This window comes from Cupriavidus laharis (genome assembly GCF_914271435.1).
Lineage (GTDB): Bacteria > Pseudomonadota > Gammaproteobacteria > Burkholderiales > Burkholderiaceae > Cupriavidus > Cupriavidus laharis.
This window is the reverse complement of the sequence record NZ_CAJZAI010000017.1, coordinates 65,070-82,103: the sequence shown is the minus strand read 5'-3', so window position 1 is coordinate 82,103 and position 17,034 is coordinate 65,070. Positions and strand designations below refer to the sequence as shown.

The 17,034-nt window shown below is 64.9% G+C and carries 14 protein-coding genes; 11 read left to right on the top strand and 3 right to left on the bottom strand.

Annotated elements, in window-relative coordinates; translation table 11 throughout:
* The first annotated feature begins 21 nt into the window (after positions 1-21).
* The 6 genes from rraA (at position 22) to loiP (ending at position 5,537) form a co-directional block, all read left to right on the top strand.
* Complete coding sequence (rraA, locus tag LDO29_RS24000; protein ID WP_224082241.1) at positions 22-519, top strand: ribonuclease E activity regulator RraA; 498 nt, start codon at positions 22-24, stop codon at positions 517-519.
* Position 520: 1 nt separating this feature from the next.
* Positions 521-940 carry a gamma-glutamylcyclotransferase family protein gene (locus LDO29_RS23995; protein WP_224082240.1) on the top strand — a complete coding sequence of 140 codons (420 nt, stop codon included), beginning with the start codon at positions 521-523 and terminating at the stop codon, positions 938-940.
* Positions 941-1,349: 409 nt separating this feature from the next.
* Positions 1,350-1,970, top strand: a complete 621-nt coding sequence (locus LDO29_RS23990; protein WP_224082239.1) for a hypothetical protein — start codon at positions 1,350-1,352, stop codon at positions 1,968-1,970.
* 89 nt (positions 1,971-2,059) lie between these two features.
* Positions 2,060-2,680: an RES domain-containing protein gene (locus tag LDO29_RS23985; RefSeq protein WP_224082238.1), complete on the top strand. Its 621-nt coding sequence runs from the start codon at positions 2,060-2,062 to the stop codon at positions 2,678-2,680.
* Positions 2,681-3,148: 468 nt separating this feature from the next.
* Complete coding sequence (gene aceA / locus LDO29_RS23980; protein WP_224082237.1) at positions 3,149-4,441, top strand: isocitrate lyase; 1,293 nt, start codon at positions 3,149-3,151, stop codon at positions 4,439-4,441.
* Between the two features lie 343 nt (positions 4,442-4,784).
* Positions 4,785-5,537 (top strand): metalloprotease LoiP, encoded by a 753-nt coding sequence (loiP, locus tag LDO29_RS23975; RefSeq protein WP_224082236.1) that lies wholly within the window; start codon positions 4,785-4,787, stop codon positions 5,535-5,537.
* Positions 5,538-5,612: 75 nt separating this feature from the next.
* Here the strand turns inward: loiP and LDO29_RS23970 are convergent, their stop codons facing one another.
* Together LDO29_RS23970 and LDO29_RS23965 are read right to left on the bottom strand one after the other, a co-directional pair.
* Positions 5,613-6,047 carry a universal stress protein gene (locus LDO29_RS23970; RefSeq protein ID WP_224082235.1) on the bottom strand — a complete coding sequence of 145 codons (435 nt, stop codon included), beginning with the start codon at positions 6,045-6,047 and terminating at the stop codon, positions 5,613-5,615.
* 186 nt (positions 6,048-6,233) lie between these two features.
* Positions 6,234-7,184 carry a LysR family transcriptional regulator gene (locus tag LDO29_RS23965; RefSeq protein ID WP_224082234.1) on the bottom strand — a complete coding sequence of 317 codons (951 nt, stop codon included), beginning with the start codon at positions 7,182-7,184 and terminating at the stop codon, positions 6,234-6,236.
* A gap of 252 nt (positions 7,185-7,436) precedes the next feature.
* Between LDO29_RS23965 and LDO29_RS23960 the strand changes: the two genes are divergently transcribed.
* Positions 7,437-8,138, top strand: a complete 702-nt coding sequence (locus tag LDO29_RS23960) for a haloacid dehalogenase type II (RefSeq protein WP_224082233.1) — start codon at positions 7,437-7,439, stop codon at positions 8,136-8,138.
* Positions 8,139-8,192: 54 nt separating this feature from the next.
* Positions 8,193-9,779, top strand: a complete 1,587-nt coding sequence (gene aceB, locus LDO29_RS23955; RefSeq protein ID WP_224082232.1) for a malate synthase A — start codon at positions 8,193-8,195, stop codon at positions 9,777-9,779.
* Between the two features lie 144 nt (positions 9,780-9,923).
* Here the strand turns inward: aceB and LDO29_RS23950 are convergent, their stop codons facing one another.
* Positions 9,924-12,578: a helix-turn-helix transcriptional regulator gene (locus tag LDO29_RS23950; RefSeq protein WP_224082231.1), complete on the bottom strand. Its 2,655-nt coding sequence runs from the start codon at positions 12,576-12,578 to the stop codon at positions 9,924-9,926.
* A 292-nt stretch (positions 12,579-12,870) separates the two neighbouring features.
* Here LDO29_RS23950 and LDO29_RS23945 point away from each other — a divergent pair, with 292 nt between their 5' ends.
* The 3 genes from LDO29_RS23945 to LDO29_RS23935 are packed head-to-tail and all read left to right on the top strand — an operon-like array spanning position 12,871 to position 16,988.
* A complete protein-coding gene (locus tag LDO29_RS23945; protein ID WP_224082230.1) occupies positions 12,871-14,118 on the top strand; it encodes an acyl-CoA dehydrogenase family protein in 1,248 nt (415 codons plus the stop codon).
* Between the two features lie 13 nt (positions 14,119-14,131).
* Positions 14,132-15,370, top strand: a complete 1,239-nt coding sequence (locus LDO29_RS23940) for a thiolase family protein (RefSeq protein ID WP_224082229.1) — start codon at positions 14,132-14,134, stop codon at positions 15,368-15,370.
* Positions 15,371-15,374: 4 nt separating this feature from the next.
* Positions 15,375-16,988 carry an AMP-binding protein gene (locus LDO29_RS23935; RefSeq protein ID WP_224082228.1) on the top strand — a complete coding sequence of 538 codons (1,614 nt, stop codon included), beginning with the start codon at positions 15,375-15,377 and terminating at the stop codon, positions 16,986-16,988.
* Positions 16,989-17,034 lie beyond the last annotated feature (46 nt).

The window sequence follows — 17,034 nt, the reverse complement described above, 5'->3', positions numbered from 1 at the left end:
TCTTCCTTGCAGGAGTTTTCGATGAACCACGCCACCACCGATCTGTGCGATGCCAACGAACCGCGCCTGGCCGACGGCACGCTGCGCGTCATGACGCCGGGGTTCCGCGCCTTTGGCAAGCAACTGGCCTTTGCCGGCCAGGCTGCCACGCTGAAGATCTTTGAAGACAACTCGCTCGTGCGCGAAGCTCTGGAATCGCCGGGGCAGGGCCGTGTGCTCGTGGTGGATGGCGGCGGCTCGATGCGCTGCGCGCTGGTCGGCGGCAACCTGGGGCTGCTGGCGGAGAAGAACGGCTGGGTCGGCATCATCGTCAATGGCTGCGTGCGCGATACCGCCGAGCTGGACGTCTGCGACATCGGCATCCGCGCGCTGGCCACGCATCCGCAGAAGAGCCAGAAGCGCGGCGCCGGCGAGCGCGACGTGGCGGTGCAGATGCCAGGCGCGGTGGTGCGCCCCGGCAACTGGATCTATGTGGACGCGGACGGCGTGCTGGTGTCCGAAGAAAAGCTCGGTGCCTGACATGCCCAAGGTCTTTGTCTATGGCACGCTGCGCGCCGGCGAGGTCAACGACCTGAATGCCGCTGCGCGCAAGCACGGCATTGTCGCCCCCACGTTGCTGGGCACGGCAACGATTGCCGGTCGCCTCTATGACTTCGGCACTTATCCGGGCCTGGTGCTCGACCCGGCAGCCGGTCCGGCGGTGGGCGATATCTATGATGTGCCCGATGCGCTGGTGCCGGTGCTCGACGAGATCGAGGAAGTCTATCCCGGCCAGGCCACGCTATTTGTCAGCGAGGAACACACGGTGCTACTGCACGGACAGGCCGTGGCCTGCCTGCTGTATCCCGTGGCCGAAGCCGCCGTTGCGGGGCTCCCGCGCATCGACGGCGGCGACTGGGTGGCCTACCGCAAGTCGCGCGATACTGCCGCGGCGGCCTGACATTCGTCCGGACAGCCCATGGTCGTCTAGACCGTGCAGCATTGCTTCAAGAGCATGTCTTCACGCTCCTCATTTTGAGAAACGTGAGAAAATTGAGAGAGTTGAGTAAGATGAGGCTGTCTACATAACCCGTCCCTACGAGGGGCATGTCTCCGGCGACCGCGGCAGTCATCTGTTCCTGGAGTTACTGCAAGGGCGCGTCCCGGCCAAATTGCCGCGCATGTATCGCAGGCTGTTGCGGGGGCATCTCTATGCGTCGATTGAGGAAGCCCGCCGTGCGCACCGCCTTGGTTGCGCGCGCCAGGTCCGTTTTGACGGGGAAGGCGGTGGCCTGCCGCCACGCTGATCGAGAGGCGACCATCCACCCGGCCTTCGCCCCGCCGCGTGCCGCCATTTGATGGAGTTTGATATGACACTGCATACCTACGTATCGACCGCTGGCGCGGCCGGTTCCCAACTGGTTGAGAAATTGGTTCACGACATTGACGAGCAACTGGAGCAGACCATCGATGTGGGCGAGCGCGCCCGCGTGATGGCAATTGTGCGCCAGTGCCTGACGGCAACGCTCGCCAGTCCCGCCGCGCCAGCGGCAATCGAGGACCGTCTCGCCGTGTCATATCTGAAGCCCTCGGAGGTCATTGCCAAGGGGCTGGTGGCCATGTCGCAGGCGACGCTGTACCGCGCGGTGGAGGATGCACGCTTTTACTGCGTGACCCCGCGCGGCAAGGCGATCGGCCGCGCCTTCCCCGCTTGGCAATTCGCGCCACCGGCACCGGAGCTGCTGGCTCCTGTTCTGCGCCGGATGAAAGACCTGCCGAGTAGCGAAATCCATGCGTTCTGGGTTACCCCGGTCGACGCGTTCGACGACCTGACACCGGCTGAGATGCTGGCGGGTCGGGCGTTCGAAACGCGCGCGACGCTTTCTGCCGCGCAGCGTGGTCACCTTGCTCAATCCGCCAGCGAGCGGCAGGGTCGAGTGATCGCGCAGTTGACCGCGCTGCCCTCGCGCAGTTCGGATCTGATCAGCTGATGTCGATACCAAAAGAATTTGCCATTCCGCCTTCGATTGCCGCAACGCTTCCCACCCTTGACCGCTTGCATCGGGCGCTGGACGGCGCCGTGGAGTTCCTGCCGGCCGGCACCCGGATTGTCCGCGCCGTTCGGCATCCGGCCGCAGTCATCCCGGCATACGTGGAGCGCACCTACCGGTTCGGACCGCCCGACGCATTGGCCGGTGAGGGAGGGCGTTACCCGATCTACTGGATGTATGCCGGCCTGGATCTGACGACCGCGTTGTGGGAGTCTGGCTTCTGCACGAACGACATCACGCAACCGGGAACGTTCTATATCCCGCGAGCCATTGCGAACACGGGCCTGAATGCAACCTTTACCGCGCAAGCAGATATCCCGCTCCTCGATCTCGACGGCACTGTGCTCAGCAAGCTGGGCATCTATGACCGGATCCACGAGGGAGAGTACGAATGGTGCCAGTGGTTTGGCCTGCGAATGTTCGACGTGCTGGCGAGCTTTGCCGACGAAGGCGCACCGATCGGATTCCGGTATCCGTCGCGCAAGCACAAGAGTCATTTGGCGCTGGCCATTCAATCCGCCTCGCTCGAGCAATGGCGCCGTCAGGTGAAAGTGGAAGTGCTGCGATTTGCTGAGATGCCTGAGTTCGAGATGCTAGTGGGCGACCCCAACTACGCCGACCCGCTCGAGGGCGGGTTCTCGCTGGACTGAGGGGATCCGTTACTGGAACCACGGCACCGGGGGAAGGAGACCGTGCCAAAACGGGGGCGAATTTCCTGCCTCCCGTTTTGGCGCGCTCTCCTGATCAAGGCGCTGCATGGCGCCAAGCAGGTAAGCGCCCAGCGAACACACCTCGGTCCCATCCAGCCGCTCAATCACAAATTTCACGATGCGGAAAGATGTTTTGAACCGCAAAATCACATGGTTTGCAGAGCACAACGTGATTTCTCATGATGAAAAATTGTGTCCCGTATCATGAAATAAATATTGTAACTTATTGATTTATATCATTAAAAAAACTAAGCACCAACTGCATTCAAGACTTGTTGCGACGCGGGACGATTCCCTACACTCTTATATAAGACTTATGACATGAGACGCAAAAAACGCGTCACCGGGACAGGTCGGAAGTCACCAGTTTTCTTCGCCATTCCCCAATTTGTCACTAGGAGAGTGAAAATGAACCGCGAACAGCAGATCCAGGCCCTGCAAAAAGATTGGGACACCAACCCCCGCTGGAAGGGCATCAAGCGCAACTACACCGCCGAAGACGTGGTGCGCCTGCGCGGTTCCGTCCAGGTTGAGCACACGCTGGCCCGCCGCGGTTCCGAAAAGCTGTGGAACCTGCTGCAGACCGAGCCGTTCGTCAACTCGCTGGGCGCGCTGACCGGCAACCAGGCCATGCAGCAAGTGAAGGCCGGCCTGAAGGCTATCTACCTGTCGGGCTGGCAAGTCGCCGGCGATGCCAACCTGGCTGGCGAAATGTACCCTGACCAGTCGCTGTACCCGGCCAACTCGGTGCCGCAAGTGGTCAAGCGGATCAACAACACCTTCCAGCGCGCCGACCAGATCCAGTGGAGCGAAGGCACGGGCGACACCGACTTCTTCGCCCCGATCGTGGCTGACGCGGAAGCCGGTTTCGGCGGCGTGCTGAACGCCTTCGAACTGATGAAGGCGATGATCGAAGCGGGCGCCGCCGGGGTTCACTTCGAAGACCAGCTGGCTTCGGTGAAGAAGTGCGGCCACATGGGTGGCAAGGTGCTGGTCCCGACCCGCGAGGCCGTTGCCAAGCTGACCGCTGCCCGCCTGGCTGCCGACGTGTCGGGCGTGCCGACCCTGGTGATCGCCCGTACCGATGCCGAAGCCGCTGACCTGCTGACCTCGGACGTGGACGACAACGACAAGCCGTTCTGCACCGGCGAGCGCACCGTGGAAGGCTTCTACCGCGTTCGCAACGGCCTGGAGCAGTCGATCTCGCGTGCCCTGGCCTACGCTGAAGTGGCTGACCTGGTGTGGTGCGAAACCGGCAAGCCGGATCTCGAGTTCGCCAAGAAGTTTGCCGAAGCCGTGCACGCCAAATTCCCGGGCAAGATGCTGGCCTACAACTGCTCGCCGTCGTTCAACTGGAAGAAGAACCTCGACGACGTCACCATTGCCAAGTTCCAGAAGGAACTGGGCGCGATGGGCTACAAGTTCCAGTTCATCACGCTGGCCGGCTTCCACTCGCTGAACTACTCGATGTTCAACCTGGCCTACGGCTACGCCCGCAACCAGATGAGCGCGTTCGTGGAACTGCAGGAAGCCGAGTTCAAGGCGGCCGAGAAGGGCTTCACCGCCGTGAAGCACCAGCGCGAAGTCGGCACCGGCTACTTCGACGCCGTGACCCAGACCATCGAAGGCGGCCAGTCATCGACGACCGCCCTGAAGGGGTCGACTGAAGACGAGCAGTTCTTCGACAAGAAAGTGGCCTGACTCTCCTGGCCACCGTTTGCTGAAACATAGATCGGGGGGAACCGAGCAGTCTCTAGGTTCAGCAGACCAAGGAAGCGCGTGCGACCATCACGCGCTTCTTTTTCAGGCACCGCGCCGTTTCTCTCTCAGGGACGGCGCGGTTTTTTTGCGTCTGGCGCGCGCATCGGACGACAGGGCAAATGTAATTAATTGTCATATTTAGTGGGTATCTCGCATCAACGGGTCGGCTTTCGCGTGAAAGTGGAATAAAGTCCAGGTGCCTTGGATGACACATTCAGTGCACATCCAGGACACACCAAGACCCATCCCAGGCACGCCTGGCGTGCATTGAGCCCACGACAATATGAAAGCACCTCTCTTCCTTGCGCTGGCAGCGGCAACCGCCGCCACGCTCGCCGGCTGCGCCGGCACCAATCTCGACGGCATGATGGCCGCCGGCACCAGCCTGACCAAGGCGGCCACGCTGAGCGATGCCGATGTCAGGAGCCTGTCCGACCAGGCCTGTGCCGAGTCGGACAAGACCAACAAGATTGCCACGGCCAACAGCACCTATGCGAAGCGCCTGGCCAGGGTCATGGCCGGCCTGAAGAATTCGGACGTGCCGAACATTAACGCCAAGGTCTACATGACCAAGGACGTCAACGCCTGGGCCATGGCCAACGGCTGCGTGCGCGTCTACAGCGGCCTGATGGACATGATGAACGACGACGAGGTGCGTGGCGTGCTGGGCCATGAGCTTGGTCACGTGGCGCTGGGCCACACCAAGAAGGCGATGCAGGTGGCCTACACCGCCACTGCCGCGCGCGGCGCAGCGGCATCGGCAGGCAATGGCGCGGTGGCTGCGCTGTCGTCATCGCAACTCGGCGAGCTGGGCGAGAAGCTGGTCAACGCACAGTTCTCGCAGTCGCAGGAATCGGCGGCCGACGATTACTCGTTCGACCTGCTGATGAAGAACAAGGCCCGCACCGGCGGCCTGGTGACCGCGTTCCAGAAACTGGCCAAGCTCGATGGCGGCAAGTCGAGCATGTTCTCGTCGCACCCGGGGTCGGATGACCGCGCCAGGCATATCGAGGAGCGGATCCGCAAGGGTGCCTGAGCCGCGCCCGGCAGAAACAGGACTGCCCGCACCAGCGTCGCCGGTGCGGGCAGTTTTCATTGGCGATGGAAGGCGTCAACGATAGACGATCACGGGAATGTCGGTGTGTGTCAGCACCTTCTGGGTTTCCGAGCCCAGCAGCAGCCCGGACAAGCCGCGCCGGCCGTGCGAAGCCATGAAGATCACGTCGCAACCGTGGCGCTCCGCCGCGTCGATGATGCCGAGGTAAGGCACCGCAAACGTCGACATATCAGTATCGAAGGTCACGCCCGCAGCGGCGGCGAGGTTCTCCACTTCCTTGAGGTACAGCTTGGCCTGGTTCTCGATACGGTCCTTGAAGGCCTGCGGCGCCTCGACCACGATCTCGCTGAACGGGGTGTACGGATACTCCTCGAGGCAGACATAGGCGGTCACGCGCGCGCCGATGGCCTTGGCCAGCTCTAGTCCGCCGTTGATTGCCTTCTTGGAGAGTTCGGAACCGTCAGTGGGTAGCAGGATGTGTTGGAACATGCGGGGCTCCTTTCATGCGGGGGATGATGGGGAAAGCAGGCCCGGTTGCGACCTTCTCACGACCATTTCATGCGACCGGAAAGCGCCTGTCTGAAAACCATTGTAGACAGTGTGCCGAGTAGGGCATTGCGCTATATCAATTGCAATAGTGTGCCACAGCGCACATCCTGCGATCTACGGACCGCCTCAGCCCGCTACGGCCGCGATGGCAGGCCGCATCGGCGCCTGCTCGGTGCGGCGCCAGTAGGCCGGGTTGCCGTAAGTGTTCTTCAGGTGGTCGATGAACAGCCGCACACGCAGCGGCAGGTGCTTGCGCTGCGGAAACACGGCATGGATGCCGATCGGCGGTGCCTGGAACGCATCGAGCACCGTCACCAGCCTGCCACTCGCAATTTCGCTGCCGACCTCCCACCAGGAGCGCCAGGCCAGCCCATGGCCCTGCAGGCACCATTCGTGCAGCACGGCGCCGTCCGTGCATTCCATGTCTCCGCCCACCTTGACCGTGACAGCGCGGCCTTCCTGCTGGAATACCCAGCCACGCTGCACATTGGCGCTTGCCCCGAAAGCCAGGCAATTGTGGCGCTGCAGATCCTCAGGCGCAGCCGGCGTGCCCGTGCGCGCCAGGTAGTCTGGTGATGCCACCACCACACGATGGGTTTCGGCCAGGCGGATGGAAACCAGGCTGGAGTCGGGCAGGTCACCCAGGCGGATGGCGCAGTCAAAGCCTTCGTTGACGAGATCCACCACGCGGTCGGACAGGTCCAGCGTAATCGTCACATCGGGGTGCGACTCGATGAACAGTGGCACCAGCGGCGCCACGTGCTTGCGTCCATAGCCCGCAGGGGCCGTGACACGCAGGTGCCCGCTGGCCTTCACGCCGCCCGCGGAGACGCTGGCTTCCGCGTTGTGCAGGTCGTTCAGGATGCGCTGGCAGTCTTCCAGGAAGGCCGAGCCTTCGAAGGTCAGGCTGATCTTGCGCGTGGTGCGGATCAGCAGCTTGACGCCCAGCCGCTCTTCCAGGGCATCGATACGCCGCCCGATGATGGCGGGGGCTACGCCTTCGGCCGCCGCCGCGGCGGACAGGCTGCCGCGCGAAGCAACGGATACAAAAGTCTCCAGTTGTTTGAAATGGTCCACGAATGTTTGCCTGCGATGCCAGCGCGATCCCCCGCGTGAGCTGGCGGACGGGGATTTTGCGCAAATAAGAGGGGGATTGGTGTTTATTGTCGAATGAGTCAGCCAAGATTAGATGCCGAAAAGTAAAAGATCAAGTGACCCGGGCTGGCTTTGCCGCACTGCAGCGACTGCCTACAATGCCATGCATTCAATGGTGTACAGCCCCACGCAAACGCCTGCGGCAAGACCTGACCAAGGGAACCAGAGCGCCTCATGACCAAGATCCGCGCAGTCGTCTTCGACGCCTACGGCACGCTGTTCGACGTGTATTCCGTCACGGCGCGCGCGGAGCAGCTGTTCCCCGGCAAGGGCGAGGCGCTGGCGTTGCTGTGGCGCGAACGCCAGATCGACTACACGCGCATCCGCACCATGGCCGCGCCCGATGGCAAGTACTACAAGCCGTTCTGGGCCCTGACGATCGATTCGCTGCGCTATGCGGCGGAACGCCTGCAGGTGAAGCTGGACGACGTGACCGAGGCGCAGCTGCTCAAGGAATACGCGTGCCTGTCGGCTTTTCCGGAGAATCTGGGCGCCCTCAAGCGCCTGCGCCGCGCGGGCCTGCCGCTGGGCATCCTGTCCAATGGCAATGCCGAGATGCTGGACATCTCCGTCAAGAGCGCGGGCATGCACGGCTTGTTCGACCACGTGCTGTCCGTCGACGCCGTGCGCCAGTACAAGACGGCGCCGGAGGCTTATGCGCTTGGGCCCAAGGCATTCAAGCTGCCGGCCGAGGAGATCCTCTTTGTCTCTTCCAACGGCTGGGATGCGTGCGGGGCCACCTGGTTCGGCTACACCACGTTCTGGATCAACCGTGCCGGCCACCCGGCGGAGCGGCTCGACGTAGCGCCCTCCGGCACCGGACACGACATGAATGACCTGCTCGAATTCGTCCGCGCCCAAGGCGTGGACGTCTGAACGGCAACGAGCGGTCGACCCTCTAACCAGCTATCGACTAACAGGAGAAGACTGATGGCTATCACGCTGCCCGCGGGCATGAAGATTACCGGCGAGATCCTGCCGGCCTACGAAGATATCCTCACACCGGAAGCCCTGGCGCTGGTAGACAAACTCCACCGCGCCTTCGAATCGCGCCGCCAGGAACTGCTGGCCGCCCGCGTGGAGCGCGCCAAGCGCCTGGACGCCGGCGAAGTGCCCGACTTCCTGCCCGAAACGAAGCACATCCGCGAAGGCGACTGGAAGGTTGCCCCGATTCCCAAGGCCCTGGAATGCCGCCGCGTGGAAATCACCGGCCCGGTCGAGGCCAAGATGGTCATCAATGCCTTCAACTCGGGCGCTGACAGCTACATGACCGACTTCGAGGATTCCAACACCCCGAACTGGCACAACCAGATGCAGGGCCAGGTGAACCTCAAGGCCGCCGTGCGCCGCACGCTGACGCTGGAATCGAAGGGCAAGCTGTACAAGCTCAACGACAAGATCGCCACGCTGCAGGTGCGTCCGCGCGGCTGGCACCTGGATGAAAAGCACGTCACCATCGACGGCAAGCGCATCTCGGGCGGCATCTTCGACTTCGCGCTGTTCCTGTTCCACAACGCCAAGGAGCAGATCGCACGCGGTGCCGGCCCGTTCTTCTACCTGCCGAAGATGGAAAGCCATCTGGAAGCACGCCTGTGGAACGACGTCTTCGTGATGGCGCAGAACGAGATTGGCCTGCCGCAAGGCACGATCAAGGCCACCGTGCTGATCGAGACCATCCTCGCCGCGTTCGAAATGGATGAAATCCTGTACGAACTGCGCGAGCACAGCGCTGGCCTGAACGCCGGCCGCTGGGACTACATCTTCTCGTGCATCAAGAAGTTCAAGAACGACAAGGACTTCTGCCTGGCCGACCGCGCCAAGGTCACCATGACCGCGCCGTTCATGCGCGCCTACGCGCTGCTGCTGCTGAAGACCTGCCACCACCGTGGCGCGCCCGCCATGGGCGGCATGAGCGCACTGATCCCGATCAAGAACGATCCGGAGAAGAACGCCATCGCCATGCAAGGCATCATCAACGACAAGAAGCGCGACGCCACCGACGGCTACGACGGCGGCTGGGTGGCCCACCCGGGCCTGGTCGAGCCCGCCATGAAGGAATTCGTGGCCGTGCTGGGCGACAAGCCCAACCAGTTCGAGAAGCAGCGCCCGGACGTGCACGTGAAGGGCTCGGACCTGCTGGACTTCCAGCCGGAAACCCCGATCACCGAAGCCGGCCTGCGCATGAACATCAACGTCGGCATCCACTACCTGGGCGCCTGGCTGGCTGGCAACGGCTGCGTGCCGATCCACAACCTGATGGAAGATGCGGCCACCGCCGAAATCTCGCGTTCGCAGGTTTGGCAGTGGATCCGCTCGCCGAAAGGCAAGCTGGAAGACGGCACCAAGGTCACGGCCGAGCTGGTGCGCAAGCTGATCCCGGAAGAGCTGGCCAAGGTGAAGGCCGAGGTTGGCGGCGAAACCAAGACGTATGACCGCGCTGCCGAGATCTTCGAGCAGATGTCGACGTCGGAAGATTTTGCCGAGTTCCTGACGCTGCCGCTGTATGAGGAAGTCTGAGCCGGTTAAGGCTTGATGAAATAAAAAAACCCGCGGTTTTGGCCGCGGGTTTTTTTATGGTTCTTCGCTGAATTGTGGGTCTGTGGGGAGGATTGGGTTGGCGTGCTTGGCCGGCGTGGCTATTTCGCCGGCTTGGCCGGCGCGTCACGCCTGTCCGCCTGGCGGCAACAGGCGCAGCGACATCGCTCGTTTCACGGCATGTGTGCGCTTGTTGACCTCCAGCTTGCCGAAGATGTGCTTGACGTGGGTCTTGACTGTCTCGGGCGCGATACTCAGCACACGCGAGATTTCCTTGTTGGACTTGTCCTGTGCGATTAGCGCAAGAATGGCGCGCTCGCGCGGACTGAGAAGCGTACCGGCCGTGGCGATGGTAGTGCCGCCCTGTTGACCGGCGGGCGTGATCATCGCCTGGAATAGCGTCGCGGCAGGGAGGGAAAGCTGGCCGGCGGAGGACCCGGTCGAGTAGGACTTCAGAAGCAGGTCCGATGCGGAGCCCAAGTCCAGCAAGGTCGCCTTGAAGCCATTCGGCCCGGCGAGTTCCAGGTATTGCGAGAGGGCGTCGTGGGCCGCATGGGTATCGCCGGCAGCCTGGCTCGCCATGGCCAGCATGGCGACGCACTGCATGGCCAGATGGTAGTCGCCGCGTGCCGTGGCGCGGTCGTGCCAGTGGCGGAACGTGGCAGCCGCCTCGGAGGGGCGGCCTTCGGCAAGATCGAGGTGGCTGCGTGCCAGCGATGCCATGACGGCCAGGTCGTCGGCGAAGTCGGCATCGGGATGCCCGGGGTCGGCGAGTTGCTCGATGCGCTTGGCGCAGGCCTGCGCTTCCCAGAGCCGGTTCGCCTGCAGCATGAGGCGTTGCCGTTCGAGCAGCACGCCGACTTCGAGATGCACAAGCCCCAGCCCGTGGGCGATGGAAGCGGCCTGTTCGAGCAGTTCGTTGGCACGTTCGGCGTTGCCCTGCCGGTATTCCAGCCGCGCGGCAATCGCATAGGCCATGCGGATGCCATCGCCGAACCCCGATGCCGGGATGATGGAGAGCCGTCCTTCCAGCAGTTGCGCGGCTTCGTCGAACTCCATGCGCTCGTAGTGCAGCCACGCCAGCACGACAGCCGGCAATGTCGTCGGCAGAGACTGTGTGCCCGTATGGCGGATGCCGAGCCGCAGCGCCTCTTTCAGGCTCCGCTCGGCGGCGCCGGCCTGCAGTTGCAGCAGATGGCCGAGCCCGCGCAGCGTGAAGCGGTAGATGGAACTGAAGACGTTGCTCTCGTGCTCGTCCTCGCGATAGGGCAGTACCGGCGATGCGTAGAAATCCGCCCAGCGGCGCGCCTTCAGGTGGTCGTAGACCTGCACGTTGTAAGCCGAATTGACCATCCAGGCGTCGCCCTGTGGCGACTGCAGGCAGGCCGTAGCGAGCTCGCCGGCCTTGCCGGGCCGCTCGCCCAGGGCGAGTGCGATGGCGCGCGCCACCTGGCATTCCCAGTGGATGCGGGCAGCCTGCTCCGGTTCGGCGAGTTGCGCCTCTTCCTCGATGGCATCGAGCAGGCGGTCGTTGTCGGGCCTGTAGGCGCCGAGCACATGCGCCCATGCGATGGCAAGCCGTAACGGAAGCGGACAGCCGATCAACGCGGTGCGCAGCTGGGTTTCCCAGTTCAGCAGCGTCAGCAGGTCGCCGCGCTTGACCAGACCCATCGCGCATCGTTCGATCCATTCGACCGCCTGCTTCGGGTCGCCTGCCAGCAAGGCGTGCCGCACAGCGTCGGTCCAGCTTTCCTGCATGGCGTACCAGCGGCTGGCATCGCGGTGGCGCGCGGCGACCGTGTCGCGGCAGCTGGCGGCAAGGCGAGCCGTCAGGACATCGCGCAGCAACTGGTGGCAGGAGAACCAGGCGCCATCTTCGGTCAGCCGGGTCAGCAGCAGTCGGCGCTCCAGCCGCTCCAGCATGGCCTGGCTCGCGGCGACGCCCGTCATCGCTTCGCAGAGCGGCGCACACAGGCGTTCGGCCACCGCTGTCTGTTCAAGGAAGGCAACCTCGTCAGGCGGCAACTGGTGCAGCAGTTCGCGCGCCAGTTCCCCCAGCCGTGCGAGGCCGCCCAGGTTCGATGCGGAGACCATCTCCTCGCGCCCCGAACGTGCCAGCACGGCGAGCTTCAGCGCGGCGGCCCAGCCGTCTGTCAGCGCCAGCAATGGCGCGGCGTGGGTCGCGGGCATGTCGTTGGCGCGCAGCAGGCTGCCGGTTTCTTCGGGCGTGAAGCGCAGGTCGCGGGCGTCCACCTCGACCACCTGCCCCTGTGCCTGCAGGCGGCTCAGCGGCAGCGTCGACGCCACGCGCGACATCAGCACAAGGTGGAAGTTGGACGGGGCGTGCCGCAGCAGCGCCGTCACGAGTTCCTGCGTGGGCTCGCTGGCGATGTGATGGAAGTCGTCGATAAACAGATAGATCTCTTCGCCATGCTCGGCCGCCTCGTTCAGCACGATGGCCAGCAGTTCGTTTGCATTCACGCCGATCTGACCCAGGCCCGTGCCGCCATCTTCGTCGTCGTGCCCCGGCATGGGCTGCTGCAGGGCGCGCAGCACGTAATGCATGAATCGCAGCGGCTCGTCGTCCTCGGGGTCGAGCGACAGCCAGGCCACCAGCCCGCCGCGCTGGCGCAGCGCATCGGCCCAGGCCAGCGCCAGGGTTGTCTTGCCATAGCCGGCGGGCGCGCGCACCACGGTCAGCAGGCTCGATTCGACCCGATCCGCCAACCCGGCCAGCCGCGCGCGGGGAATCACGCCGAGCGGCGGCTTGGGCGGCGTCACCTTGGGCTTGAGAAAGGAGAGGTCGTCCAGTCTCGGGGAGCTTTTCCGGTCGGTTCTCACAGATGAAAAGTGGTGCGTGGTGCACGAATCGTGGGTGGCCTGGTCGCCAGTATGCCGGTGACGGGTAGGGGATAGGGGACCCTTAGGGATAGTCCCATCCCCCGTTTGCCATCCCCCATTTTGTGCCTACGCGAGGGGATGGGGGAAGGCTGGCGGATTGCCGAGAATGCATTCCATCAACGAAGGCCGTGCACGCGGCCCCTCCACCAGACCCAGATCGCCGGAGACACCCATGACTGCGCATGCCCTGCAGGTAACCCTTTGCCCGACCGGATTCGAGGCTCCCCTGAGCGAGGTGGAGCAGGCCATCCAGGCCAGCACCCGGAAGTTCGCCCAGATCGTGATGGAACCCCTTGCGGCACGCCTGGACAAGCTCAGCGCGGCCGAGGTGATCGAGCCCGATTCCCCGTACTGGCAGCTCTTTTCAGAGTTCAAGAAGCTGGGCCTGACCCTCGGCGAACTGCTGCAACTGCCCGCCGGCGAGCGTGGCCGGCTGATGCCCATCATCTTCGAGGAACTCGGCGCCGGCGACGGCGGTCTGGCCGTGTCGCTGGGCGCGTCACTGCTTCCGTGGCTGATGATCTACGCCACCGGCAAGACGGCGCTGCTGTCCCGCTATCCCGAAGGCTCGGCGATCGGCTGCTGGGGCATCACCGAGCCCGACCACGGCAGCGATACGCTCGACTTCGGCCGCATGTGCGCGCAGCCGGGCAGCGAGTACGGCCGCTCCAACTGCGTCGTGCGTCCGCAGGGCGACGGTTTCGTCGTCGACGGCCAGAAGGCCGCCTGGGTCTCGAACGGCACCGTGGCGCAGCTGTGCGTGCTGTTCGCCGCCTATGACGATGGCAGCGGCGAGCACAAGCAGTGCGTGGTGCTGGTGCCGCTGGATGTGGAGGGCGTCAAGCGTGGCAAGCCGCTGGAGAAGATGGGCCAGCGCGCACTGCCACAGGGCGAGCTGTTCTTCGACGGTGTGCAGATTCCTGCCGACCACCTGCTGGCCGGGCCCGGCGCCGAGTACGAGCAGGCCATCTACGCCATCCTCACCGAAGCCAATGCGCTGATGGGCAGCATCTGGGTAGGCGCTGCACGACGTGCCTACGAGCATGCGCATGGTTACGCCCACGAGCGCAAGCAGGGCGGGGTGCCGATCATTCGCCACCAGAACGTGCGTTCGCGCCTGTTCCATATGATGCGCCGCGTGGAAGCGGCCCGCGCGTTGAATCATCGCGTCCATCTGTTCAACGCGACCGCGCCGGTGCCGGCGCTGCAGGGCTCCATCGCCAGCAAGATCACCTCGACCCAGACCGCCTTCGAGGTGGCCAGCGACGCCATCCAGATGTTCGGTGGTAACGGCGTGACGCGCGAGTACCCGGTCGAGAAGCTGATGCGCGATGCGCGCTCGTCGATGATCGAGGACGGCTGCAACGAGATGCTCGCCATCAAGGGCGGCACGCTGCTGATCGACCGCGAGCGCCTGTGAACGGGAGCCATCCATGAAGATGAACGCCTACGTGGCCGGGGTCGGCATGACGACCTTCGGCAAGCACGCCGACAAGACACTCAAGGCACTGGCTGCCGGCGCGATCCGCGCCGCGCTCGATGACGCCGGTCTCGATGCCGCCGACGTGCAGGCCGCCTGGATGGGCAACGCCGCCGCCGGCGTGGTGACCGGGCAGGAGATGATCCGCGGCGAGGTGGTGCTGCGCGGCATGGGCATCGGGGCAATCCCGGTGGTCAACGTGGAGAACGCATGCGCGTCATCGTCGACGGCGCTGCAGCAGGCCGCGGCGATGGTGACAGCGGGCTACTACGACATAGTGCTGGCATGTGGCTACGAGAAGCTGTTTCACGAAGACAAGTCGCGCAGCCTCGGCGCCTTCCTGAGCGCGGTGGACGTGGAAGATCCAGAGGGCGCGCTCAATGTCGTCAAGCGCATGGCGCGCGCCGCCGGGCTGCCATATGAGGATGCCGGCCCCTCGGCCGCCCGCTCGGTCTTCATGGACATCTACGCCATGATGGCGCGCGGCCACATGAAGGCATATGGCACGACCGCCGAGGACTTTGCCCGCGTGGTCGAGAAGAACGCCTTCCACGGCAGCCTGAACCCGCGCGCGCAGTTCCGCGAGCGGCTGACGGTCGAGCAGGTGCTGCAGTCGCGCGCCATCGTCGATCCGCTGACGCTGCCGATGTGCTCGCCGATCGGCGACGGCGCGGCGGCCGTGGTGCTGGTCAGTCCACGCAAGGCGCGCGAGATGGGCCTGCGCCACCGCGTGCGTATCGCCGCGAGTGTGCTGGCGACAGGCTGGGACGGCAGCGATGAGGAGCACGACAGCGTGGGCGGACTGGCCGCGCGGCGGGCCTACGCGGCGGCCGGCGTGGGCCCGGACGACCTGTCGTGCGTGGAACTGCATGACGCCTCGGCGCCGTCCGAAATCCTCGCCTACGAATACCTCGGCCTGTGCGCGCCCGGCGAAGGCGCTGCGCTGCTGGCCGGTGGCCATACGCGGCTGGGCGGCCGCATTCCGGTCAACGTGTCGGGCGGCCTGCTGCGCAAGGGGCATCCGATCGGCGCCACCGGCTGCGCGCAGATCGTCGAACTGACCGAGCAGCTGCGCGGGCAATCCGGTGCCCGGCAAGTGGCCGGCGCGCGTCTCGCGCTGGCCCACAACGGCGGCGGCGCCATCGGCACGGACGCCGCGGCCACGGTCGCCACCATCCTCGAACGCGAGTAACACCATGAGTCTGGAAGAAAACATCTTCGGCCACATCGTGGCCAACCGGGCGCAGACCGACCCCGACCTGGCCATCGTCACCTTCGAGAACGGCGAGGGGCGCGATGTCGTGCGGACCTACCGTCAACTGTGGGAGACCGGCCAGCGCGCGGCGCAATGCCTGATCGACCGCGGCATGGCGCCGGGCGAGCACTTCGCGCTGCTGATGGCGAACCATGCCGAGTTCGTCGACTGCATGGTGGGATCCTCGGTGGCCGGCACGGTATTCGTGCCGATCGACCCCCGCACGCGCGGCGACAAGCTCGCCTTCATGCTCAACAGCGCGCGCTGCAAGGGCGTGATCGCTGCCGACTATGCGCTGGCGCAAGTCGCTGAAATCCGTGCGCAGGTGCCCGGCCTGGAGTGGGTGATCGGCCTGGCGACCGACGAAGGCGCGCCGGCTCCGGCAACCTTCCCCGGCGTGATCGACTACGCTACTGCATTGCCCGATACGATGCCATCGCTGGGCTTGCGCACGACCGACCCCGGCTGCGCGATGGAGATCATCTTCACGTCCGGCACCACGGGCGACCCCAAGGGCATCGTCATGACGCACCGGCGCTTCTGCGAGTCGGCGGCCATCGTGCCGCGCGCGGTCGGCTATCAGCCGGGCGACCGGCTCTACTCGGGCCTCTCGCTGACGCACGCCAACGCGCAGGGCATCACGCTCGGCGCTGCGCTGAGTGCGCATATCCCCTGCGTGCTGTCGCGCCGTTTCACCAAGCGCCGCCTGTGGGACATCACGCGCCGCTACGGCTGCACCAGCTTCACGCTGCTGGGCGGCATGACCACCGCCGTGTATGCCGAGCCGCCGCGCGCCGACGACGCCGACAACCCGGTGCGCTTCGTCGTCTCCGCCGGCATGCCGGCGGCGATCTGGGCGCAGTTCGAGCAGCGCTTCGGCCTGCACGTGCTGGAGTTCTACGGCGCGGCCGAGGGCGGCCTGACGTTCAAGCCGGTGGGCGTGGGCCCGGTCGGCAGCATCGGCAAGCCGGCGCCGAACCTGCAGTACCGCATCGTCGACGAGCAGGGCAACGACGTCGGGAAGGGCGAGCCGGGCGAACTGCTGTTCCGCCCGAAGGACGGCTCGCCGTTTCACGTCGCCTACTTCGAGAACCCTGCCGCCTCGGCTGCCAAAGGCAAGGACGGCTGGCTGTGGATGGGAGACATCGTCCACGAGGACGAAGCTGGCTGGCTGTTCTTCCACTACCGCAAGGGCGGCGGGCTGCGCCACAACGGCGACTTCGTCAACCCGGGCTTCATCGAGAAGGCGATTGCCGACAGCGGGCTGGTCGATGACGTCTACGTCTGGGGCGTGAAGGCTGCCAGCGGCGCGCCCGGCGAGAAGGACGTGGTCGCCAGCGTGGTGCCGAAGCACGCCGCCGGGTTTGACGCCCAGGCGGTCTTCCGTGCCTGCCGCGCCGTGCTCGAGGCCAACTTCGTGCCGAGCTACGTGCAGGTCGTCGACGCTATCCCGAAGACCGCATCCGAAAAGCCGCAAAACCGCTTCCTGCTGGAGCAGTTCGAAGCCGTGCCCGAAGCCGTGTTTGCCGAGCAGCGCTGCGGCGCCGCTGCCTGAGTCCCTTTACACAATCACCGGTGCCTGACCGGGCACCGCGCAGATC

Bases quoted from the DNA above. Each gene is read 5' to 3' on its own strand.
- loiP (WP_224082236.1), top strand. From the start codon at position 4,785: ATGAAAGCACCTCTCTTCCTTGCGCTGGCAGCGGCAACCGCCGCCACG.
- LDO29_RS23990 (WP_224082239.1), top strand. From the start codon at position 1,350: ATGACACTGCATACCTACGTATCGACCGCTGGCGCGGCCGGTTCCCAA.
- LDO29_RS23970 (WP_224082235.1), bottom strand. From the start codon at position 6,047: ATGTTCCAACACATCCTGCTACCCACTGACGGTTCCGAACTCTCCAAG.
- aceB (WP_224082232.1), top strand. From the start codon at position 8,193: ATGGCTATCACGCTGCCCGCGGGCATGAAGATTACCGGCGAGATCCTG.
- LDO29_RS23940 (WP_224082229.1), top strand. From the start codon at position 14,132: ATGAAGATGAACGCCTACGTGGCCGGGGTCGGCATGACGACCTTCGGC.
- LDO29_RS23995 (WP_224082240.1), top strand. From the start codon at position 521: ATGCCCAAGGTCTTTGTCTATGGCACGCTGCGCGCCGGCGAGGTCAAC.
- LDO29_RS23945 (WP_224082230.1), top strand. From the start codon at position 12,871: ATGACTGCGCATGCCCTGCAGGTAACCCTTTGCCCGACCGGATTCGAG.
- aceA (WP_224082237.1), top strand. From the start codon at position 3,149: ATGAACCGCGAACAGCAGATCCAGGCCCTGCAAAAAGATTGGGACACC.
- rraA (WP_224082241.1), top strand. From the start codon at position 22: ATGAACCACGCCACCACCGATCTGTGCGATGCCAACGAACCGCGCCTG.
- LDO29_RS23935 (WP_224082228.1), top strand. From the start codon at position 15,375: ATGAGTCTGGAAGAAAACATCTTCGGCCACATCGTGGCCAACCGGGCG.
- LDO29_RS23960 (WP_224082233.1), top strand. From the start codon at position 7,437: ATGACCAAGATCCGCGCAGTCGTCTTCGACGCCTACGGCACGCTGTTC.